The organism is Nocardia sp. NPDC050697 (genome assembly GCF_040654395.1).
Lineage (GTDB): Bacteria > Actinomycetota > Actinomycetes > Mycobacteriales > Mycobacteriaceae > Nocardia.
Genome location: NZ_JBFAHY010000002.1, coordinates 544,916 through 563,564 on the forward strand (window position 1 = coordinate 544,916; position 18,649 = coordinate 563,564).

Annotated in this window: 26 protein-coding genes and 1 tRNA gene; 20 read left to right on the plus strand and 7 right to left on the minus strand. The window is 71.1% G+C overall.

Features of this window, described 5'->3' with window-relative positions; all coding sequences use genetic code 11:
- Positions 1–9: 9 nt before the first annotated feature.
- The 3 genes from AB0H71_RS10090 (at position 10) to AB0H71_RS10100 (ending at position 3,034) form a co-directional block, all read left to right on the plus strand.
- The gene (locus AB0H71_RS10090) at positions 10–336 is read left to right on the plus strand and encodes a hypothetical protein (protein ID WP_357017478.1); all 327 of its coding nucleotides are present in this window, start codon (positions 10–12) and stop codon (positions 334–336) included.
- A 68-nt stretch (positions 337–404) separates the two neighbouring features.
- A complete protein-coding gene (locus AB0H71_RS10095; protein ID WP_357017481.1) occupies positions 405–1,613 on the plus strand; it encodes an acyl-CoA dehydrogenase family protein in 1,209 nt (402 codons plus the stop codon).
- Complete coding sequence (locus AB0H71_RS10100; RefSeq protein ID WP_357017483.1) at positions 1,610–3,034, plus strand: LLM class flavin-dependent oxidoreductase; 1,425 nt, start codon at positions 1,610–1,612, stop codon at positions 3,032–3,034. Before AB0H71_RS10095 ends, AB0H71_RS10100 begins: the two co-directional genes overlap by 4 nt.
- On the opposite strand, the gene AB0H71_RS10105 is transcribed toward AB0H71_RS10100, so the two are convergent.
- Positions 3,024–3,413: a GAF domain-containing protein gene (locus AB0H71_RS10105; RefSeq protein WP_357018479.1), complete on the minus strand. Its 390-nt coding sequence runs from the start codon at positions 3,411–3,413 to the stop codon at positions 3,024–3,026. The two genes, AB0H71_RS10100 and AB0H71_RS10105, sit on opposite strands and share 11 nt — an antisense overlap.
- On the opposite strand from AB0H71_RS10105, the gene AB0H71_RS10110 reads away from it, so the two are divergent.
- The 6 genes from AB0H71_RS10110 (at position 3,375) to AB0H71_RS10135 (ending at position 8,478) form a co-directional block, all read left to right on the plus strand.
- Positions 3,375–3,545, plus strand: a complete 171-nt coding sequence (locus tag AB0H71_RS10110) for a hypothetical protein (RefSeq protein WP_357018539.1) — start codon at positions 3,375–3,377, stop codon at positions 3,543–3,545. The genes AB0H71_RS10105 and AB0H71_RS10110 overlap by 39 nt on opposite strands.
- Before the next feature lie 64 nt (positions 3,546–3,609).
- A complete protein-coding gene (locus AB0H71_RS10115; RefSeq protein WP_357017486.1) occupies positions 3,610–4,992 on the plus strand; it encodes a styrene monooxygenase/indole monooxygenase family protein in 1,383 nt (460 codons plus the stop codon).
- Positions 4,993–5,108: 116 nt separating this feature from the next.
- Entirely contained in the window at positions 5,109–6,221 is a 1,113-nt protein-coding gene (gene sfnG / locus AB0H71_RS10120) for a dimethylsulfone monooxygenase SfnG (RefSeq protein ID WP_357017488.1), read from the plus strand.
- Positions 6,221–7,453 carry an SfnB family sulfur acquisition oxidoreductase gene (locus AB0H71_RS10125; protein ID WP_357017490.1) on the plus strand — a complete coding sequence of 411 codons (1,233 nt, stop codon included), beginning with the start codon at positions 6,221–6,223 and terminating at the stop codon, positions 7,451–7,453. The genes sfnG and AB0H71_RS10125 overlap by 1 nt, the downstream gene beginning before the upstream one ends.
- A 19-nt stretch (positions 7,454–7,472) precedes the next feature.
- Positions 7,473–7,988, plus strand: a complete 516-nt coding sequence (locus AB0H71_RS10130; protein ID WP_357017493.1) for an NAD(P)H-dependent oxidoreductase — start codon at positions 7,473–7,475, stop codon at positions 7,986–7,988.
- Positions 7,981–8,478 (plus strand): flavin reductase family protein, encoded by a 498-nt coding sequence (locus AB0H71_RS10135; RefSeq protein WP_357017496.1) that lies wholly within the window; start codon positions 7,981–7,983, stop codon positions 8,476–8,478. Before AB0H71_RS10130 ends, AB0H71_RS10135 begins: the two co-directional genes overlap by 8 nt.
- Here AB0H71_RS10135 and AB0H71_RS10140 read toward each other — a convergent pair.
- Complete coding sequence (locus tag AB0H71_RS10140) at positions 8,475–8,783, minus strand: hypothetical protein (protein ID WP_357017499.1); 309 nt, start codon at positions 8,781–8,783, stop codon at positions 8,475–8,477. The two genes, AB0H71_RS10135 and AB0H71_RS10140, sit on opposite strands and share 4 nt — an antisense overlap.
- Before the next feature lie 108 nt (positions 8,784–8,891).
- Here AB0H71_RS10140 and AB0H71_RS10145 point away from each other — a divergent pair, with 108 nt between their 5' ends.
- The 3 genes from AB0H71_RS10145 (at position 8,892) to AB0H71_RS10155 (ending at position 10,628) form a co-directional block, all read left to right on the plus strand.
- A complete protein-coding gene (locus AB0H71_RS10145; RefSeq protein ID WP_357017502.1) occupies positions 8,892–9,296 on the plus strand; it encodes a VOC family protein in 405 nt (134 codons plus the stop codon).
- 2 nt (positions 9,297–9,298) lie between these two features.
- The gene (locus AB0H71_RS10150) at positions 9,299–9,718 is read left to right on the plus strand and encodes a nitroreductase family deazaflavin-dependent oxidoreductase (protein WP_357017505.1); all 420 of its coding nucleotides are present in this window, start codon (positions 9,299–9,301) and stop codon (positions 9,716–9,718) included.
- Positions 9,719–9,941: 223 nt separating this feature from the next.
- Entirely contained in the window at positions 9,942–10,628 is a 687-nt protein-coding gene (locus AB0H71_RS10155) for a hypothetical protein (RefSeq protein WP_357017507.1), read from the plus strand.
- A gap of 42 nt (positions 10,629–10,670) precedes the next feature.
- On the opposite strand, the gene AB0H71_RS10160 is transcribed toward AB0H71_RS10155, so the two are convergent.
- Positions 10,671–10,744, minus strand: a tRNA-Gly gene (locus tag AB0H71_RS10160).
- Positions 10,745–10,869: 125 nt separating this feature from the next.
- On the opposite strand from AB0H71_RS10160, the gene AB0H71_RS10165 reads away from it, so the two are divergent.
- The 6 genes from AB0H71_RS10165 to ribH are packed head-to-tail and all read left to right on the plus strand — an operon-like array spanning position 10,870 to position 14,267.
- Positions 10,870–11,199, plus strand: a complete 330-nt coding sequence (locus AB0H71_RS10165) for a type VII secretion target (RefSeq protein ID WP_357017510.1) — start codon at positions 10,870–10,872, stop codon at positions 11,197–11,199.
- Positions 11,199–11,924, plus strand: coding sequence for a hypothetical protein (locus tag AB0H71_RS10170; RefSeq protein WP_357017512.1), 726 nt, complete (start codon positions 11,199–11,201; stop codon positions 11,922–11,924). The genes AB0H71_RS10165 and AB0H71_RS10170 overlap by 1 nt, the downstream gene beginning before the upstream one ends.
- Positions 11,924–12,388 (plus strand): hypothetical protein, encoded by a 465-nt coding sequence (locus AB0H71_RS10175; RefSeq protein ID WP_357017515.1) that lies wholly within the window; start codon positions 11,924–11,926, stop codon positions 12,386–12,388. Before AB0H71_RS10170 ends, AB0H71_RS10175 begins: the two co-directional genes overlap by 1 nt.
- Complete coding sequence (locus tag AB0H71_RS10180; protein WP_357017518.1) at positions 12,385–12,981, plus strand: hypothetical protein; 597 nt, start codon at positions 12,385–12,387, stop codon at positions 12,979–12,981. The genes AB0H71_RS10175 and AB0H71_RS10180 overlap by 4 nt, the downstream gene beginning before the upstream one ends.
- Before the next feature lie 20 nt (positions 12,982–13,001).
- Positions 13,002–13,778 carry a hypothetical protein gene (locus AB0H71_RS10185; RefSeq protein WP_357017521.1) on the plus strand — a complete coding sequence of 259 codons (777 nt, stop codon included), beginning with the start codon at positions 13,002–13,004 and terminating at the stop codon, positions 13,776–13,778.
- A gap of 9 nt (positions 13,779–13,787) precedes the next feature.
- Positions 13,788–14,267 carry a 6,7-dimethyl-8-ribityllumazine synthase gene (gene ribH, locus AB0H71_RS10190; protein ID WP_357017524.1) on the plus strand — a complete coding sequence of 160 codons (480 nt, stop codon included), beginning with the start codon at positions 13,788–13,790 and terminating at the stop codon, positions 14,265–14,267.
- Here ribH and AB0H71_RS10195 read toward each other — a convergent pair.
- Entirely contained in the window at positions 14,230–15,069 is an 840-nt protein-coding gene (locus AB0H71_RS10195) for a deoxyribonuclease IV (RefSeq protein WP_357017527.1), read from the minus strand. The two genes, ribH and AB0H71_RS10195, sit on opposite strands and share 38 nt — an antisense overlap.
- Complete coding sequence (locus tag AB0H71_RS10200) at positions 15,069–15,842, minus strand: SDR family oxidoreductase (protein WP_357017530.1); 774 nt, start codon at positions 15,840–15,842, stop codon at positions 15,069–15,071. The genes AB0H71_RS10195 and AB0H71_RS10200 overlap by 1 nt, the downstream gene beginning before the upstream one ends.
- 128 nt (positions 15,843–15,970) lie before the next feature.
- Between AB0H71_RS10200 and dcd the strand changes: the two genes are divergently transcribed.
- Positions 15,971–16,546: a dCTP deaminase gene (dcd, locus tag AB0H71_RS10205; protein ID WP_357017533.1), complete on the plus strand. Its 576-nt coding sequence runs from the start codon at positions 15,971–15,973 to the stop codon at positions 16,544–16,546.
- Here the strand turns inward: dcd and AB0H71_RS10210 are convergent.
- Complete coding sequence (locus AB0H71_RS10210; RefSeq protein WP_357017536.1) at positions 16,543–17,001, minus strand: hypothetical protein; 459 nt, start codon at positions 16,999–17,001, stop codon at positions 16,543–16,545. The two genes, dcd and AB0H71_RS10210, sit on opposite strands and share 4 nt — an antisense overlap.
- 189 nt (positions 17,002–17,190) lie before the next feature.
- Complete coding sequence (locus AB0H71_RS10215) at positions 17,191–17,595, minus strand: hypothetical protein (RefSeq protein WP_357017538.1); 405 nt, start codon at positions 17,593–17,595, stop codon at positions 17,191–17,193.
- On the opposite strand from AB0H71_RS10215, the gene AB0H71_RS10220 reads away from it, so the two are divergent.
- Positions 17,581–18,588, plus strand: a complete 1,008-nt coding sequence (locus tag AB0H71_RS10220; protein WP_357017541.1) for an XRE family transcriptional regulator — start codon at positions 17,581–17,583, stop codon at positions 18,586–18,588. The two genes, AB0H71_RS10215 and AB0H71_RS10220, sit on opposite strands and share 15 nt — an antisense overlap.
- Positions 18,589–18,649 lie beyond the last annotated feature (61 nt).

Sequence of the window (18,649 nt, forward strand, 5' to 3'; positions counted from 1 at the left end):
AGGATTCGGGTGCGGAAAACCCTGATCGTCGCGGCTTTGATCGCGCTGCCGGTACTCGCGGGCTGCGGCTCTTCGGACGAACCGCAGCTGACCGCGGCCGATCTCTCGAAGTCGCTGCAGGACAAGGGGCTCAAGGATGCGGCGCTGGCCGACTGCGCGGCCAAGGTCTTCGTCGACACCGGAATCTCGCAGGACGGGCTGCGCACGCTGATCAGCGACGACCAGGCCGCCGTGCAGTCCGACCCGGAGAACATGGGGATGAGCGCCGACGACGCCGCCAAGTCGCGCGAGGCGCGGGGCAAGATCGGCACCGAGTGCGTCGCCGGAGCGCGCTGAAAAGCGGATTCCGATCCGCCTGAACGCAATGGGTGAGGCCGCGGCCGGGCTCGGTCATCGTTGGCTCCATGACCTCCACCCAGTCGCAGCAGACGACAGACGCCGAACTCGACCGGATCTTCCAGCCGATCTTCGCGCGGATCGCCGATGGCGCGGTCGAGCGCGAAGTGGACCGCAGGCTCGCCTACGACGAGGTGGCCCAGCTGCGCGCCGCCCGCTTCGGCGCGCTGCGGGCGCCGGTGGAGTCCGGTGGCTACGGCGCGAGCGTGCGGCAGCTGTTCCGGCTGCTCATCGACTTGGCCGCGGCGGAGTCGAACCTGCCGCAGGCGCTGCGGGTGCACTTCGTCTTCGTCGAGGACCAGCTGCTCGCCGAGGCCGGGCCGGTGCGGGACGAGTGGCTGCGCAAGATCGGCGCGGGCACGCTGGTCGGCAATGCCATCACCGAGCCGGGTGTCGGCGCGGTGGACCGCTACCGGACCCGGCTCACCAAGCGCGGTGACGACTGGGTGCTGGACGGCACCAAGTACTACAGCACCGGCTCGCTCTACGCCGACCACATCCTGGTCGCCGCCGACCGGGACGGCGAGCGGCTCGGCATCCTGGTCGACGCCGATGCCGATGGCGTCCGGCAGCACGACGACTGGGACGGCTTCGGGCAGCGGCTCACCGCCAGCGGCACCACCGAGTTCACCGGGGTCGTCGTCCCGGAGGACCGGATCCTCGGCCCCGGCTACGGCAACCCCGGCGCCACCTACTCCACCGGCTACCTGCAGCTCTTCCAGCTCGCGGTGCTGGCCGGGATCGCCGCGCGGGCCGAGGCCGACACCCGCGCGTGGGTCGCCCGCCGCACCCGCGGCTACACCCACTCGGCCGGCGACCTGCCGCGCCACGACCCGCTGGTGCAGCAGGTGATCGGCAAGCTCTCCGCCGCCGCCTTCACCGCCCGCGCCACCGTGCTCGCCGTCGCCGACGAACTCGACCGCACGCTCGCGGCGGGCGCCACCGACGAGCGCGACCTGGTGGCCGTCGAGCTCGCCGCCGCCCAGGCCCAGATCGGCGTCATCGAGACCGTGCTGCCCGCCACCTCGCTGCTCTTCGAGGTCGGCGGCGCCTCGATCACCTCGGAGAAGCTCCGGCTGGACCGGCACTGGCGCAATGCCCGCACCATCTCGGTGCACAACCCGGCCATCCAGAAGGCCCGCGCCATCGGCGACCACCTGCTGAACGGCGCCGAGCTGCCCTTCGCCTGGAGCGCGGGCGAGCGGAAGCCGTCATGACCAGGCGCATCCGCTTCAACGCCTTCGACATGAACTGCGTGGCGCACCAGTCCCCCGGGCTGTGGCGGCACCCGGACGACCAGTCGCACCGGTACAAGGAGCTGTCCTACTGGACCGAGCTGGCGCGGCTGCTGGAACGCGGGCGCTTCGACGGCCTCTTCATCGCCGATGTGCTCGGCATCTACGACGTGTACGGCGGGGACGACGTAGCTGCCCTGCGCCAGGGCGCCCAGGTGCCGGTGGCCGATCCGCTGCTGCTGGTCACGGCGATGGCGGCGGTGACAGAGCACCTCGGCTTCGGCATCACCACCGGCACCGGCTTCGAGCACCCCTTCCCCTTCGCCCGCAGACTCTCCACCCTGGACCACCTGACCAACGGCCGGATCGGCTGGAATGTCGTCACCGGGTACCTGCCGTCGGCGGCGCGCAATCTGGGCGCCGACGACCAGCTCGACCACGACGAGCGCTACGACCAGGCGGACGAGTACCTGGAGGTGCTCTACAAACTCTGGGAGGGCTCCTGGGAGGACGGCGCCGTGCTGCGCGACGCCGAGCGCGGCATCTACGTCGACCCGGCCAAGGTGCACCACATCGGCCACCGCGGCAGGCACTTCACCGTGCCCGGCATCCACCTCTCCGAGCCGTCCCCGCAGCGCACCCCGGTGATCTACCAGGCGGGCGCCTCCCCGCGCGGCACCCGCTTCGCCGCCGAGAACGCGGAGGCCATCTTCGTCGCCGCGCCCTCGAAACGGGTGCTCACCCAGGTGGTCTCGAATATCAGGGACGCACTCGAGGCGGCGGGCCGGGATCGCCACGCGGCCCGGATCTACGCACTGGCCACCATCGTCACCGCCGCCACCGACGAGGCGGCGCGGGCCAAGCACGAGGAGTACCTCTCCTACGCGAGCATCGAGGGCGGGCTGGTCTTCATGTCCGGCTGGATGGGGATCGACCTCTCCCGCTACGACCTGGACGACCCCATCGGCGACGTGCAGAGCAATGCCATCCGCTCGGCCGTCGCCGCCTTCCAGGAGTTCGACGACGACGGCCGGGAGTGGACCGTCCGGGATATCGGCCGCTGGGCCGGGATCGGCGGCATGGGCCCGGTCTTCGTCGGCAGCGGCGGCACCGTGGCGGACCGGCTGCAGGAGTGGGTCGAGGAGACCGACCTGGACGGCTTCAACCTCGCGTACGCCGTCACGCCGGGCACCTTCGCCGACATCATCGAGCACGTGGTGCCCGAGCTGGTCGCCCGCGGCGCGTACCCCGACGAATACGTGCCGGGGACGCTGCGGAACGCGCTGTTCGGCAGGGGCGATCGGCTGCCGGACGAGCACCGCGGCGCGAGCTACCGCCTCGGCGGCCCGAATTCGACCGCCCTGCCCGACGCCGAGGTCCGCCAGGGCACGCTCAGTCGCTGAGCGCGGCGACGAAGACCGCCGCCAGCCCCTCCAGCCCGGCCCGATCGACCTCGTCGAACCGGCCGGGCTTCGGGCTGTCCAGATCCAGCACGCCGATCACCGCGCCCCCGCGGCGCAGCGGGATCACGATCTCGGAGCGGCTGTCGGCGTCGCAGGCGATGTGCCCGGGGAAGGCGTGCACATCCGGCACCACCTGCGTCTCCCCGGTCGCCGCCGCGGTCCCGCAGACCCCGCGACCCCACGCGATCCGCACGCACGCTGGCTTCCCCTGAAATGGTCCGACGACCAATTCTCCGCCCCGGGTGAAATAGAAACCCGCCCAATTCAAATCCGGAAGGGCGTGGAATATCAAGGCCGCGAGATTCGCGGAATTGGCCACCCGGTCGGTTTCCCCGGCGAGCAGCGATTCCGCCTGTTCCCGCAGCTGACGGTACTGTTCGGCCCGGTCGCCGCGGAGTTCGGTGATTTCGAACGACATACCGCCGATGGTAAAGCTACCGCCGGGCAATAGCCGGAATCCATTCTCTCTGATCGCAATACTCCAGTGCCGTCCGCGGCGCCCGCACCATTCGGGTATGACATCGACTACCTCCAACACCCGCAGCGCGGCGATCGTCGGCGCCGGGCAGACCGGTGTCACGGCGGCACTCGGCCTGCTCGACGCCGGGTTCGACGTGACTCTCTACAGCGACCGGGATCAGCGCGCGCTGCGCGACGACGTCCCGGCCACCGGCACCGCGCTGGAGTTCGGCGAGGTGCAGCAGGCCGAATCCGCGCTCGGGCTGGACAGCTACACCGGCCGCGCGCCCCGGCACACCGGGCTCAGCGTGCGCATCGCCGGCCCCGGCCCGGAGCGCCCCGAGCTCATCGCCTTCGACGGCACCTTCGACGGCTACGTCGGCGTGGCGGTGGACACCCGGCTCAAGGCCGACGAGCGGCTCACCGAATTCCGGCGCAGGGGTGGCACCTTCGTGGTCGAGGCGGTGACCCCGGAGACGCTGGACGGCATCGCGGCGAAGCACGACCTCACCCTGGTCGCCACCGGCAAGGCCGGGCTCGTCGACCTCTTCCCGGTGGACAGCGCCCGCACCGTCTACGACGAGCCGCAGCGCAGGCTGCTCGCGCTCACCGTCGGCGGGCTCGGCGCCGGGCGCGACGTCTTCGCGCACCGCAGCCCGGCCGGCGGCGCGCACAGCCTGTTCTCCATCGTCGCCGACCAGGGCGAGGCCTGGTGGGGGCCGTACCTGCACAAGGACGTCGGCTGGACCTGGGCCTTCATCGGCTGGGCGCGGCCGGGCAGCGACTGGGAGCAGCGCTTCGCCGCCGCCGACTCCGCCGAGTCCGGGCACCAGATCGTGCAGCAGCTCTACCGCGACTACCTCGAGTGGGACCTGCCCGAGGTGCTCGCCACCCGGCACCTCTCCGAGGACCCGCACTCCTGGCTGAAGGGCGCGGTCCGCCCGGTGGTGCGCGAGGGTGTCGGGTACACCGCGAGCGGCCACGCCGTCGGCGCGCTCGGCGACACCGCGGTGGCGCACGACCCGGTGGCCGGGCAGGGCGCGCAGGGCGGGCTGGTGCAGGCGCAGCGGCTGGTCGCCGCGGCCGCCGTGCACGACGGGCCGTTCGACGCCGCCTGGCTGGGCGCGCGGTACGCGGAGTTCCTGGCCTACCGCGCCGAGGCCGCCGCCAAGGTGACCCGGCTCTTCCTCAGCGACCCGGAGTTCGGCGAGATCGGCAATGCCTTCTTCGCCGCCGCCGCGGTGCACCCGAAGTTCGCCTCGGCGCTGGTCGGGCTGCTGCACCGGCCGCAGCCGTTCGCCGAGATCGAGTCCGCCGACGATGCCGTCGCCTATATCTCCAGGATCACCGGGGAGGACGCGGGCGAACTGCTCGCGAAGTTCGCCCCCGCGGGCCGCTTCGCGCGCTCGGAGTACCAGGCCGACACCGTCCCGGCCTGACGGTACGACCCACCGGCGATCGGATCGCGGGGATTCAAAACCTCGGCCGATCCGGTCGCCGGTGCTGACATGGAGGACGACCCCGGCCGGGCACGGCCGACGCGAGGAGCACACATATGACCACCGAGAAGATCGCCGAACAGATCCGGTTCGCCTACTGGGTGCCCAATGTCAGCGGGGGGCTGGTCACCAGCGATATCGAACAGCGCACCAGCTGGGATTTCGAGTACAACAAGAAGCTCGCGCAGACCGCCGAGAACAACGGCTTCGACTACGCCCTCTCCCAGGTGCGCTACACCGCCTCCTACGGCGCCGAGTTCCAGCACGAATCCACCTCGTTCAGCCTGGCGCTGCTCGGCGCCACCGAGCGGCTCAAGGTGATCGCCGCGGTGCACCCGGGGCTCTGGCACCCGGCGGTGCTGGCCAAGTTCGGCGCCACCGCCGACCACCTCTCCAACGGCCGCTTCGCCATCAATGTGGTCTCCGGCTGGTTCGCCGGCGAGTTCAAGGCGCTCGGCGAGCCGTGGCTGGAGCACGACGAGCGGTACCGCCGCAGCGGCGAGTTCCTCGAGGTGATCCGCAAGATCTGGACCGAGGACGAGGTGAACTACGGCGGCGACTTCTACCGCATCCGCGATTTCACCCTCAAGCCCAAGCCGCTGAACACCCCCGAGCGCCCGAACCCGGAGCTCTTCCAGGGCGGCAACTCCAGCGCGGCCCGCCGCAACGGCGGCTACTACGCCGACTGGTACTTCTCCAACGGCAAGGACTTCGACGGCGTCACCGAGCAGCTCACCGATGTGCGCGGGCACGCCCGCGAGCGCGACCGCGAGGTGAACTTCGGCCTCAACGGCTTCATCATCGCCCGCGACACCGAGAAGGAGGCCCGCGAGACGCTGCGCGAGATCATCGCCAAGGCGAACAAGCCCGCCGTCGATGGCTTCCGCGACGCCGTGCAGCAGGCGGGCGCCTCGACCGGCGACCGCAAGGGCATGTGGGCCGACTCCACCTTCGAGGACCTGGTCCAGTACAACGACGGCTTCCGCACCCAGCTCATCGGCACGCCGGAGCAGGTCGCGGAGCGCATCGTCGCCTACAAGAAGCTCGGCGTCGACCTGATCCTCGGCGGGTTCCTGCACTTCCAGGAGGAGATCGAGTACTTCGGCGCGAAGGTGCTTCCGCTGGTGCGCGAGCTGGAGGCCGCCGAGCAGCCGGTGGCGGTGAGCTGATGACCGCGGTCGCCGCCGATCGGATCGGCTCGGCGGAGTGGGCGTTCGCGGTCGCCGCCGAGCTGGCGGCGGAGTTCGGGCCCGGAGCGGCGGGCCGCGACCGGGAGCGCACCCTGCCGCACGCCGAGATCGATCGGCTGGCGGCCAGCGGGCTGCTCGCCGTCACCGTCCCCGCCGAGCTGGGCGGCGCCGACCTGCCGCCGAGCGCGGTCGCCGAGGTGGTGCGGGTGCTCGCCACCGCGGACCCGAATATCGCGCAGATCCCGCACAGCCACTTCGTCTACGTGAACCTGCTCAAGCTGGCCGGCTCCCCGCAGCAGCGCATCCGCTACCTGGGCGCGGTGCTGGAGGGCGCCAAGCTCGCCAATGCGCAGGCCGAGCGGAGCAGCAGCACCAGCGCGCGGATCTGTACGACGCTGCGCCCCGCGCCGGGCGGCTTCCGGGTGGACGGCACCAAGTTCTACTGCACCGGCTCGCTCTTCGCCGACATCCTCGCCGTGCTCACCCGGCTCGACGACCCGGCGGGCAGCACCGGGCTGCCGGACGGCGAGTACGTCGCCCTCCTGCCCGCGAATACCCCAGGCGTGCACATCCTGGACGACTGGGACGCGCTCGGCCAGCGCACCACCGGCAGCGGCACCGTCGAGTTCGACGGCGTCGCGGTGGGCGTCGACCAGGTGGTCGCGCGGGCCGACGCGGTCAATGCCCCCACCGGCTACGGCGCCTTCGCCCAGCTGCTGCACGCCGCCATCGACGCGGGTATCGCGCGCGGCTCGCTGGAGGCCGCGGCCCGCTTCGTCCGCACCGCCAGCCGCCCGTGGTTCGAGGCCGGGGTGGCGAAGGCCGCCGACGACCCGCTGCTCATCCAGCGCTTCGGCGAGCTCGGCGTCGAGGTGGTCGCCGCCGAGTCGGCGCTGGCCGCCGCCGGCGCCGCCGTGGACCGGGCCACCGGCCACACCCCCGCGCCCGGCAGCACCGACGCCGAGGCGTCCGGGCACGCCTCGCTGGCCGTCGCCGCCGCCAAGGTGCTCACGGATCGCGCCGCCAACGAGGTCGCCGCCGCCGTCTTCGAGGTGGGCGGCACCCGCAGCGCGGGCGTCGGCACCGACCTCGACCACTTCTGGCGCAATGCGCGCACGCACACCCTGCACGACCCCGTGCGGTGGAAGTATCAGCACATCGGCCGTGCCCTGCTGCAGGGCACGCCGCCACCGCTGCACGGCGTCATCTGAACGTGCGGAAGGAGAGGACATGACAGTCACCGTCGTGGCCGGCAACCCCAAGCCGGCCTCGCGCACCCTGACCGCCGCGACCCTGCTGGCCGAGGGGCTGCGGCCGGGCGCGGAGCCCGCCGTGGTCGACCTGGTCGAGTTCGGCGCGGGGTTGCTCGGCTGGGGCGATCCCGCGGTCACCGCCGCCAAGGAGCGGGTAGCCGCCTCCGACCTGGTGATCTTCGCCAGCCCGACCTTCAAGGCCACCTACACCGGGCTGCTCAAGCTCTTCCTGGAGCAGTTCGACGGCGGCACCGGCCTGGCCGGGGTGGTCGCGGTCCCCCTCATGCTCGGCGCCGGGCCCGCCCACGCGCTCGCCCCCGACCTGCTGCTCAAGCCGGTCCTGACCGAGATCGGCGCGACCACCGCGCTACCCGGGCTCTACCTCGCCGACCGCACCTTCGCCGAGGACGGAGTCCTGACCGCGTATACCGAGCGCTGGCGGCCGGTGGTCGACGCGCTCATCCTTGGTACGGGAGTGACGAATCATGCATGACCTCTTCGAATTCCCCGCCGACGGCTCCGGCCTGCGCCGCGCTTTCTCGAACTTCCCCAGCGGGGTGGTCGCGGTGGCCGCCGAGATCGACGGCACGCCGTACGGCCTCGCCGTGAGCACCTTCGTCCCGGTCTCGCTGGACCCGCCGCTGGTCTCCTTCTGCGTGCAGAACTCCAGCTCCACCTGGCCGCTGCTGGCCAAGGCCGGGCACCTCGGGCTGAGCCTGCTCGGCACCGACCAGCAGGCGGCCGCGCGCGCCCTCGGGACGCGCGACGGCGACCGGTTCCACGGCTCCGAGCTGCATCGGGGCACCGGCGAGTCGGTGTTCATCGACGGTGCCTCGGCCTGGATCGAAGGGGTGCCGGAGGCCGAGGTGCCCGCGGGCGACCACAGCGTGGTCATCCTGCGGATCCACCGCATCGCCACCCGCGCCGATATCGAGCCCCTGGTCTTCCAGGGCAGCAAGTTCCGGCGGCTGCTCGCCGGTTAGCGGCACACGCCCCCGGTGGCGAGGCCCTCACGCGGGTTGATGCCGTCGAGGACGGTGCACGGGGTGCCGTCGGCGATCGGGACGAACACGAGCGCCAGCGCCTTCCGGTTGACGCACTGCACGGTGGCGGGCCGGTACCCGGCCGCCGCCTGCTGCGCGTCGTAGGTGTAGCCCTGCTCCTCGCAGGCCGCCGTTGCCGCCTGCACGTAGGCGTCGATCACCGGGTCCGCCGCGGCGTTCCCGGCCCCCGCCACGGTCAGCGCCGCGGCCGCGGCCGTCCCCACCAGCATCGCGATTTTCCTCATGGGCGGAATAGTAAGCGGTCGAACGGTTTTCACACGAATCTCGAGCCTGCCGGAACCGATCAGGAATCGAGAAGCGCAGGTGGGGGCCGCGCTCCTAGCGTTGTTCGCATGGAACTCAGCATCGACCAGACCTTCCTCCCGCACACCGACCCCGACGCCTCGCTCACCTTCTACCGCGACGCACTCGGCTTCGAGGTCCGCAACGACGTCGGCTCCGGCGCCATGCGCTGGATCACCGTCGCCCCGCCCGGCGCCACCTCCATCGTCCTGTACCCCGTCGACGGCGACCCCGACCTCGCCGCCGCCGAGCGCAGCACCATCACCGCCATGATGGAGAAGGGCAGCTACGCCCGCATCCACCTCGCCACCCCCGACCTCGCCGCCGTCTTCGACCGCGTTCAGGCCGCGGGGGCCGACGTCGTCCAGGAGCCCACCGACCAGCCGTGGGGCGTCCGCGACTGCGCCTTCCGCGACCCCGCCGGCAACCTCGTCCGCATCAACCAGAAGGGCTGACCATGTCCCTCTCCCTCTGGTTCCAGCGCAAGATGAACGCCCGCACCGCCACCCGCATCCGCCGCAAGGGCGGGTCGATGATGGGGATGGAGGTGCTGATCCTGCACACCGTCGGCCGCAAGTCCGGTGCCCCGCGGGAGACCCCGCTCAGCTGGTTCGCCGACGGTTCCGATCGGCTCGTCATCGCCTCCGGCGGCGGCGACCGCAACCCCGATTGGTACGCCAACCTGCGCGCGAACCCTTCACAGGTCGCCGTCGAGCTGCACGGCTCACCCGCCACCCCCGTCACCGCCACCCGGCTCGACGGTGCCGATCGGGAGCAGGCGTGGGCGCGGATCGTCGAGGCGCAGCCGCGGTACGCGAAGTACCAGAAGAAGTCGGACCGCCAGTATCCCCTGGTCCGCCTCGCGGCTCGGGCATAATCGGAGGCCGAGAAGCCGTCAGCAGTGAAGGGGGATCACTCCTGACCGTCACCATCGAACACGCCACCACCGAGGAACTCCACCGCCGCCGGGCCGCCGTCCTGGCCCGCGTCGGCCTCACCCTGCCGGAGATCACCGACCTCGCGGCGCAGTACATGCTCATCCCGGAGGAGCTCGCCGCCTGGACCGAGCTCAAGTCGATCGACTTCCTGCTCGGCGAGGAGTGAGCGCCCCGACCGGCTTCGAGGATCAGGTCAGGAACTTCGCTCTCGACGTCTCCACCCGGGTACTGATGTGCCTGGAGGGCGAGCCGACGGCGGAGCAACTGGTTGTCGAGGTGTCACCGCGGGGTGGCCGGTTCGCCTTCAGCTACGAACAGACGCTGCACGCGCAGGCCGGCGATCCCGCGATCGGCAGGGTCAGGCTGAACTTCGAGATCACCCTCGACCGGGAGAAGCGATATCTTGCCGTGCACAAATCCAGCTTCCAGTTGCTGGACGTGCGAGGGAAGAAGCCGATCACCCGTCTCGAGTACGTGCGGGACGCCCCCACGGTCCCCTGTTCGCACACCCACGTGCACGCCGAAAGCGGCCTGTTCACCCACTTCCTCGCCCGGACGGGTCACCCGACTCCGGCCGAGATCCAATCCATCCATATCCCGACCGGCGGCGACCGCTTCCGCCCGTGTGTAGAGGACTTCATCGAGTTCTTGATCCGCGACTGCCGCGTTGCTTCCCGCGAAGGCTGGGAATCGAAGGTCGCGCACGGCCGCGAGGAGTGGCGCCGCCGCCGGACCGCAGCCGCGGTCCGCGACCGGCCGGAGGTCGCGGTGGCCGAACTCCGCCGCCTCGGCCTGACGGTTCTCGGCCGCGCCGCACCTGGCCGCCCATCGGCGCGCGCTCGCTACTAGCGGAAAGCACGAAGGCCAGGGCATATACCCTGGCCTTCGTGGTGGAGCCGATGACGGGAATCGAACCCGCGCCATCTGCTTGGGAAGCAGAAGTTCTACCATTGAACTACATCGGCATGCGCTGGAGCGCGACCGCCAGCGTAGCAGATCGGGCACCAGGCGACGCAAATCTTTGGTTGCGCAGGGCGCGCAGTCCGTGCCACAGTGCGGATTGCCGAGGGGGCGCGTCGAAGGGGGAAAGATGTCGGAGCCGCTGCGGGTACAGCCGGACGAGGTGGCGGCCTTCGCCGCGAAGCTGCGGGTTCTTGCCGATGGCAATGCGGAGGTGGCCCGGTACCTCGAGAACTGGCTGGTGCTGGACAACACGGTCTGGGGCGACGGCGGGCTCATCCGCACCGGGCTGAGCGCTGTCGCCGAGGCTCACGACAAGCTGCGGGAGAGCTACGCAACGTTGGGCGCGCGGACCGAAGCCGCGGCCACCGAGCTGGCGAAGGTGGCGCAGATGTACCGCACCACCGAACTCACGCAGGCTGCCGAGCTGGATCGCGCCTACCCGGTCGGAGGCAACTGATGACCGGGACACCGTCGGAGTTCCTGACCGAGCCGTCGCCCACCGATCCACTCGGCGACAGCTTCGAGTTCCTCATCACCTCGAATGCCATCTCCCCGGGTTACTGGGTGGGAAAGTGGTGCGAGAACGTCATCGGGACCGATCCGCTGAAGTGGTTCGTCACCAAGGTCTCCGGCGATTGGGAGGCGCTGCAGAAGGCGGGCAAGGCGGTAGAGAACCTGGCCGCCGACAGCGCGAGGTTTGCCGAATCGGTCGAGGGGGCCGCGAAGAACGTCGACGCGACGTGGGACGGGAACGCGGCGGCGAGCGCCGAGACCTATTTCTCGGGCTTCGCGGCCGCCATCGCCGCCCAGGTCGATCCGCTGCGCGAGATGGCAGCCGAGATCGATCATTTCGCCTCGTCGGCGTACCACCTGTCGACGGCCATGGCGAATGCACTGCAGGCCGTCTTCGATTGGGCCGCTATCGCCGTGATCGAGTGGGCCGCTGCCCAGGCGGCCGGGCTCACCGGCGTCGGGCTCGTCGCGACAGCGGCCTTGGTCGCCGCGGCTACCGCGACCACGGTGAAGGTCATCAACGAGTGGAACAAGCTGGTACAGACCTTCAACGGTGGCTATGCCGCGCTCGAGGCCATCGCCGGTACCGGATTCGGGGTGTACGCCGTCGTCGAGTCCGCCGACCTGCCGACCATGCCCGGCTCCGGCTACGACCACCCCGGCGCGTGATGAACGAGCCCATCCATGACCTCGCGCGCGGTGATAAGGGGTCGTCGAGGCAGCTGTCCAGGGCGCTGCGGGTGCTCATGGAGAACACGCCCGACGCGCGGCTGAAGAACCAGCTGCGGGAGGTTCTCGACGGAAAGGCGAGCGCTCGCGCCCTGCTGCGGAACGCGGCGTTCGAGCAGGTCCTCGATCGGACGCTACCCGCCGCGATGCAGCGTTTCGCGGAGATGCCGGCGGCGGAGCGGCAGCGGCTGGCCGAGCAGGGTGCGGCCGAGGCGGCGCGGCTGCGGTCGGAGCCGCGCGCGCCGCAGCCACCGGCACTGCCCGAACGCGCGGCATCATCCGGCACCGGCTTCGTTGTACCCGGTACGCGCAAACCCGATCGGGAGCGTGTGGTCACCCCGGACGAGGACGACGAGGACGACGCCTACTTTCGCGCCCGACAGCAGCGGGGCTGGCTGGAGTGACCACCTCGCGCAGGCGGGTCGTCTTCGACACCGAGGTGAATCCCGACTGGGTTCCGATCCTGTCGGCGGCGCCGATGGAACTGATCCTGACCGAACCACTGCCGGAGCTGTGCAGCGAGCACGGCCTGCCCGCGGTCGAGAGACGCGCTTTTCACGTGGATTCCAGCGGTCCGCTCTCCGAGCTGCCGACCGTGCGGAGGATGCTGCAGACCATGGTGGACGCGTCGCCGTTCGGTCGGCGACCGGCGGGAACGCCGACTGAGGCGCGGGTGCGGTTCGAGTGCCCGGCATGTGCGTTCTGCCTGGCCGAGATCAGGAAGTTCCGCTGGGGCGCGCTGCTGGCACTGGTACTGGTGCCGCTGACGGTCGCGGCAATCGTGGTAGCGGTGCATTTCGAGCTCGACCAGTTCTTTGTGCCACTCGGGTTCGCGGTGATCCCCGGCTGCATGCCGCTCGCCCTGATGGCGGCGGTGCTGTGGTGGGGCCGATCCGGGTACTTCGCGGATGTGTGGATGAACGAGAAGGCCGATCAGCTGATCGTCTCGGCGCATCCGGATTTCGCGGATGCGGTCGAGCGCGCCCGCCGCCGCTGATCGCGAAAATCGGTTGTCGGGTGAGCACGCCGTATGGCTTCCTGATCGCGATGAAGCAGCAGCGTCCGGGCACGGCCCGAGCCGTCGGCGACGGCCTGAAACTGCACCGCCACGCGGTGCGGGTGGGCGGTGCCGCGCTAACGGTGATCACGCCGCGACCCGGTGCCAGGGCGCGGTTCAGTACGAACCGGTTCCACGAGACGTGGCACGTGCTGTCCGATCAGCACGGGGCCCGGCTGCTGGCCCGGTTGCTGTGGGGGCTGGCGTACCAGGCCAGACCCGGCACGGTGGTGCTGATCGATCGCCCGTTCCTCACTCCGACCCCCTTCGACGCCGATCCGGCCGAACGCATTCTGCTGGTACCCGGCTGGTGCACACCGTTCGACGTCAGGGCGAACCGGCAGCTCAAAAGGGTGCTACCGCTCACCTATTCGGCCGGAACCGTGCGCTGGCACACCCACGGACTCGATCGGGCACCGGCATCCGAGACGAGCCCCTATGTGCCGGACGAAGGGGTCGTACGCGGCGGCTCGGGGACCGTGGTGCTGACGCCCGCGTCGCCCGCGGAAGCGCGCTCGTGGGCGGTGCGGGTGGCCCGGTTGGATACCGGTAACGCGTTCGGCTCCGACCACGTCTACCTCGGTCCGTGGCGCGGCAGCCACGATGGTGAGGTTCAGGTGTTCCGGCGGTTCCACCCGATGGTGAGCACCGCCCGTCGCGCTCGCGCTCGGGTGCTTGCCCGCCCCGATGCCCCTTCCGACCCCGGTGACCTGCGTGTCGAGGTCTGGCGCGGATAACGTAACGCCGTGCGAATCGCCATCGACACCTCCGAGCTGCCCACGGTGACCGGCGCGAGAGTGGCCGTGGTGCAGTCCAAGTGGTACCGCGAGCAGGTGCATCGCATGGCCGACGCGTGTCGCGCGACCTTGCGTGCGGCGGGCTGCGCGGAACCGGCGACGCACATCGTCCCGGGCGCACTGGAGATGCCGCTGGCGGTCACGCTGCTCCTCCGCAGCGACCCGACGCTGGATGCGGTGATCTGTCTCGGCGCGGTGCTGAAGGGCGACACCCACCACTTCGATATGGTCGTCGACGCCTGCGGCCGCGGCCTCGCGGAGGTGTCGCGCGACCACCTGACACCGGTGATCAACGAGGTGCTCCCGATCACCGACCTGGCCGACCTGGAAAAACGCTCCCAACCGGACGAGTTCAACATGGGAATCGAGGCGGCCACCGCGGCGGCCGAGTTCATCGCGTGGCGCCGCGCCCTGCCCGCAACTCCTTGAGCAACGCCACCCCTGCCCCCGCCTCCGGCGTCTCCACCAGCATCGGAACCTTCCGCAGCACCGGCGACCCGAACAACCCGGGCAGCGGCGCCGTCCCGAGGAACCCGGTCCCGAGCGACGCGTGCCGATCCCGCTTCGACCCGCGCGGATCCTGACTGTCGTTGACGTGCACCAGATCCAGCCGCCCGACCGCGGTGGCCAACCCGCGCAGCACCTTCCCGAGCCGGAACGGCGTGGAGAGATCCTCACCGGCGGCGTGCAGATGGCAGGTGTCGAGGCACAAGCCGACCCGGGAGTCGTTCAAAGCCGCGAAGTACTCGACGGTGCTGGCGCTGTCGGAGGCGAGCGCGGCCCCACCACCCGCGGTCGGCTCGATGAGCAGCGACGGCCCCGGCGGCGCGGCATCGAGCAGCGGCCCGAGCACGCCGGGCAGCCGCCGCAGCGCCTCGTCCCGGAAGTCGGGGGTGATGGACGATCCGGCGTGCAGAATCACCCCGAGCGCCCCGACCAGAGCCGCCCGCCGCAAACACTCGGCCAGCGCGGCAACGGAATTGGCCAGCACGGCCGGATCCGGCGAGCCGACGTTCAACAGGTACGGCGCGTGGATGTACACCGCGACCCCGGCCGCCCCGCAGTAGTCGCGGAAGGCGGTCGCGTCCGCGACATCGAGCGCAGGCGCCTTCCACCCCCGCGGATTCCCGGAGAAGAACTGCACCACCTCCGCCCCGATCTCCCGCGTCTCCCGCACCCCGGTCTTCATCAGCCCACCCGACACCCGGATGGCCGCGCCGATCGGAGCCATCAGAAGACGCTGTATCCGCCGTCGATGAGCAGCGTGTCGGCGGTGTGGAAGGCACTCGCGGGGCTGGCCAGGTACACCGCCACCGACTCGAAGTCCCGGGTCGTGCCCCAGCGGCCGACGGGGACCCGCGGCTGCACCCGCTCGCGGAACCGGTCCCAGGCGAAGATCCCCTCGGTCATCGGCGTCTCCACCCACCCGGGGAGCACCGAGTTGGCCCGCACGCCGTGCCGGGAGAGCTCGACGGCGATCGAGTTCATCATGGCGATCAGCCCCGCCTTCGAAGCGGCGTACGACTGCCCGCGCGCGGGCCCCTGCCGCGCGGCGAGGCTGGCGGTGCCGACCAGGCTGCCGCCGTCGCCCTGGGCGACGATCACCTTGGCGGCCTCGCGCAGCGTGACGAAGGCGGCGTCCAGGTTGATCGAGGTCACCGCGCGGAAGTCGGCGAGGCCGGTCTCCAGGAACGGGGTGGTGGTCTGGGGAACGCCCGCGTTCACGAAGCAGGAGTCGATGCGGCCGAGCTCGGCGGCGGCCCGGCCGATGGCGTCGACGATCTGCTGCTCCTCGCCGACATCGCAGGCCAGCGCGAGCACCTCGCCGCCGAAGCCGCGCAGCTCGGCCGCGGCGGCCTCGTTGCGCTCGACATTGCGGCCGATCACGCAGACCGTCGCGCCCGCGCGGGCCAGGCCACGGCCGAAACCGAGCCCGATCCCGGAGTTGCCGCCGGTGATCACGGCGACGTGGCCGCTCAGGTCGAACGGGTTCGAGTCGGTCATCGGCACAACCTCCGGTCGCGGACGGATACCGGCAGGACGGGCGCGCCGGTGAATAGATGCGAGGATATCTGCCTCGTCATCGCACCCGGGGCGAGCCGGCCGGATCGGCCGGACGATACGCTCACCCCGTGCTGCTCTCCGATCGTGACCTGCGCGCCGAGATCGCCGCCGGGCGGCTCGGCGTCGAGCCGCTGCTGGAGAACGCCGTCCAGCCGTCGAGCATCGACATCCGCCTGGACGGGATGTTCCGGGTGTTCGACAACTCCCGCTACACCCACATCGACCCGGCCAAGCGCCAGGACGAGCTGACCAGCCTGGTCGAGCCGCCGGAGGGCGAGCCCTTCGTGCTGCACCCGGGGGAGTTCGTGCTCGGCTCCACGCTGGAGGTGTGCTCGCTCCCGGACGACCTGGCCGGGCGGCTGGAGGGCAAGTCCAGCCTGGGCAGGCTCGGGCTGCTCACGCACTCGACGGCGGGCTTCATCGACCCCGGGTTCAGCGGGCACATCACGCTGGAGCTCTCCAATGTGGCGAACCTGCCGATCACGCTCTGGCCGGGGATGAAGATCGGCCAGCTCTGCCTGTTCCGGCTGAGCAGCCCGGCCGAGCACCCGTACGGCAGCGCGACCACGGGCTCCAAGTACCAGGGCCAGCGCGGCCCGACGCCCTCACGCTCCTACCTGAACTTCTCGCTCCCGCCCGGCTAGGCCGTCGCCGCCAGCGCGGTGCGCAGCACGGTGGAGAGCGCGGGCAGCGTGGTGTCGCGCTCCGGCGGGATCACCCAGTGACACCCCTCCCTGGTCCAGCGTCCGAGCCCGGTGGGGAGCATGACCGCGCTGCCGATCCCGGGCAGCCCGATATCGTTGCGCCCGAGCGACTCCAGCACCCGCGGCCCCGGCGCGATATCCGGCTCGGCCAGGAAGCTCCAGCGAATCTGCCTGGCCAGCACGGGACCCCTCGACCCGTGCCGATCCAGCGCCGCGCGCACCCGGTGCGCGCGGATGGCGGGCACGTGCACCACCCCGATCCGCCCGGTGATCGGCAGCATGAGGTACCCGCCGCGCTCGGCGACCGGTAGGCCGTACTCTTCGCGGTAGTGGGTCACCCACTCGGCCACGGTGATCGGTCGGTCGATGCCCATGGCCGCCTCCTCGCCTGCCATGGACCCAGGATGGGCGGTTCGCCCGGCCCCGGCAGCGCACCCGCGCCAGCGGATCGCTGCCCCTGCGCTGCCCCACCCGCACTGCCACTGATAGCGATTGCGAATTCCTTGTGGCCGCACCCACAAACCGCCCGTACCCTGGGAGGGAGAGTTCGTGCGGGAAGGGATGACATCGTGGTCCGGCACTGGTCAGGAAGAGAGGCCCGGGCCCTTCGCGATGCCAAGCGCATGAGTATCCGGGAGTTCGCCGCCCATCTCGGCGTCCACGAACGCCTGGTATCGAAGTGGGAGGCGGGCGGCGCCCGGGTCCGCCCACGACCGATCAATCAAGCCGCTCTGGATACATCCCTCGCCAGGTCCGACGATGTCGTGCGGGCACGTTTCGCGGCGCTGATCGAGCATGCGCAGGAGGACCGTCCGTCCGATCCGCAGCCCGATCCCCAGCAGCCCGACAACCAGCAGCGCGCTCGCGCCGGAGCGCGCATCGGGTACTCCAGCGACGCCGATCTGCTCGCCCTGATAGACGCGGGCGCACTGAGAGGCGATGCGCTGACTGCTGTTTCGGAGAGGGATCTGATCATGGCTGCTGCCCATGAGGCCAGCGAACACGCGGGCCGGGCCGAGAGCACGAATGTGGGCGCGACCACGCTGGAACAGCTGGACGCGGATGTGTCGCGGATCGCGAACGACTACGTGCACGTGCCACCGGTGCCGATGGCGGTGGAGATGATGCGGGTGCGCCGCCGCGTCTTCCGACTACTCGAGGGGCGTCAGCAGCCCGCCGACACCAGCCACCTCTATCTCCTGGCCGGCATCCTCTCCGGGCTGCTCGCCAATGCCAGCACCGACCTCGGGCACTACGACGCCGCCGGCGACCAGGTACGCGCCGCCTTCGCCTACGGGGAGCTGAGCAAGCACAACGGCTTACGGGCCTGGACCCGCGGCATGCACGCGCTCGTCGAGTACTGGTCGGACCGGCCGCGGCGCGGCGTCGAGCTGGCCCGCAGCGGCCTGGAGTACGCCGACTCGCCGACCGCGCGGGTGCGGCTGCTGAATATCGAGGCGCGGATCTGGTCCCGCCTCGGCAGCGCGGACGATGTCGAGCGCTGCATCCGCGCCGCCGAGGACGCCAGGGCGGGGGCGGGCACCGCCGACCTGCTGCACGACGAGATCGGCGGGGTCTTCGGCTTCGGCGCCGCCAAGGCGCAGTACTACGCCGGCGCCACCCTGATCGACCTGGGCCGCGCCGACCCGGCGCTGGCCGCCACCGAGCAGGCCATCGAGCTCTACGCCAGCGGGCCGTCGCACCAGCGTTCCTACGGTGCCGAGTCGCTGGCCCGGGTCGACAATGCCACCGCGCACCTGGTGAACGGCAGCCTGGACGGCGCCGCCGAGGCGCTGGTGCCGGTCCTCGCGCTGGACGAGGACAAGCGGATCAAGCAGCTGCAGGAGCGGCTCGGCGGGGTGCGCAGGCGGATCGCCGCGCCGCACTTCCGGGATGCCGCCGGGGCCCGTGAGCTGGACGAGCGGATCGAGGAGTTCTGCGCGAGCACGGCGGTCCGCGGCATCGCGGGGGGCCAGGGCTGACCTGCGAGGAGTCCGGTCCGGGAAAACTGGACCCTTTCGCTACCGGAGGGTAGCCGGGCCG

Coding starts and splice junctions, on each gene's coding strand:
- AB0H71_RS10115 (WP_357017486.1), top strand. CDS start 3,610: ATGACATCGACTACCTCCAACACCCGCAGCGCGGCGATCGTCGGCGCC.
- AB0H71_RS10145 (WP_357017502.1), top strand. CDS start 8,892: ATGGAACTCAGCATCGACCAGACCTTCCTCCCGCACACCGACCCCGAC.
- AB0H71_RS10220 (WP_357017541.1), top strand. CDS start 17,581: ATGGCTGCTGCCCATGAGGCCAGCGAACACGCGGGCCGGGCCGAGAGC.
- sfnG (WP_357017488.1), top strand. CDS start 5,109: ATGACCACCGAGAAGATCGCCGAACAGATCCGGTTCGCCTACTGGGTG.
- AB0H71_RS10135 (WP_357017496.1), top strand. CDS start 7,981: ATGCATGACCTCTTCGAATTCCCCGCCGACGGCTCCGGCCTGCGCCGC.
- AB0H71_RS10125 (WP_357017490.1), top strand. CDS start 6,221: ATGACCGCGGTCGCCGCCGATCGGATCGGCTCGGCGGAGTGGGCGTTC.
- AB0H71_RS10095 (WP_357017481.1), top strand. CDS start 405: ATGACCTCCACCCAGTCGCAGCAGACGACAGACGCCGAACTCGACCGG.
- AB0H71_RS10150 (WP_357017505.1), top strand. CDS start 9,299: ATGTCCCTCTCCCTCTGGTTCCAGCGCAAGATGAACGCCCGCACCGCC.
- AB0H71_RS10165 (WP_357017510.1), top strand. CDS start 10,870: ATGTCGGAGCCGCTGCGGGTACAGCCGGACGAGGTGGCGGCCTTCGCC.
- AB0H71_RS10200 (WP_357017530.1), bottom strand. CDS start 15,842: ATGACCGACTCGAACCCGTTCGACCTGAGCGGCCACGTCGCCGTGATC.
- AB0H71_RS10175 (WP_357017515.1), top strand. CDS start 11,924: ATGAACGAGCCCATCCATGACCTCGCGCGCGGTGATAAGGGGTCGTCG.
- AB0H71_RS10140 (WP_357017499.1), bottom strand. CDS start 8,783: ATGAGGAAAATCGCGATGCTGGTGGGGACGGCCGCGGCCGCGGCGCTG.
- AB0H71_RS10210 (WP_357017536.1), bottom strand. CDS start 17,001: ATGGCAGGCGAGGAGGCGGCCATGGGCATCGACCGACCGATCACCGTG.
- AB0H71_RS10170 (WP_357017512.1), top strand. CDS start 11,199: ATGACCGGGACACCGTCGGAGTTCCTGACCGAGCCGTCGCCCACCGAT.
- AB0H71_RS10195 (WP_357017527.1), bottom strand. CDS start 15,069: ATGGCTCCGATCGGCGCGGCCATCCGGGTGTCGGGTGGGCTGATGAAG.
- AB0H71_RS10215 (WP_357017538.1), bottom strand. CDS start 17,595: ATGGGCAGCAGCCATGATCAGATCCCTCTCCGAAACAGCAGTCAGCGC.
- AB0H71_RS10100 (WP_357017483.1), top strand. CDS start 1,610: ATGACCAGGCGCATCCGCTTCAACGCCTTCGACATGAACTGCGTGGCG.
- AB0H71_RS10130 (WP_357017493.1), top strand. CDS start 7,473: ATGACAGTCACCGTCGTGGCCGGCAACCCCAAGCCGGCCTCGCGCACC.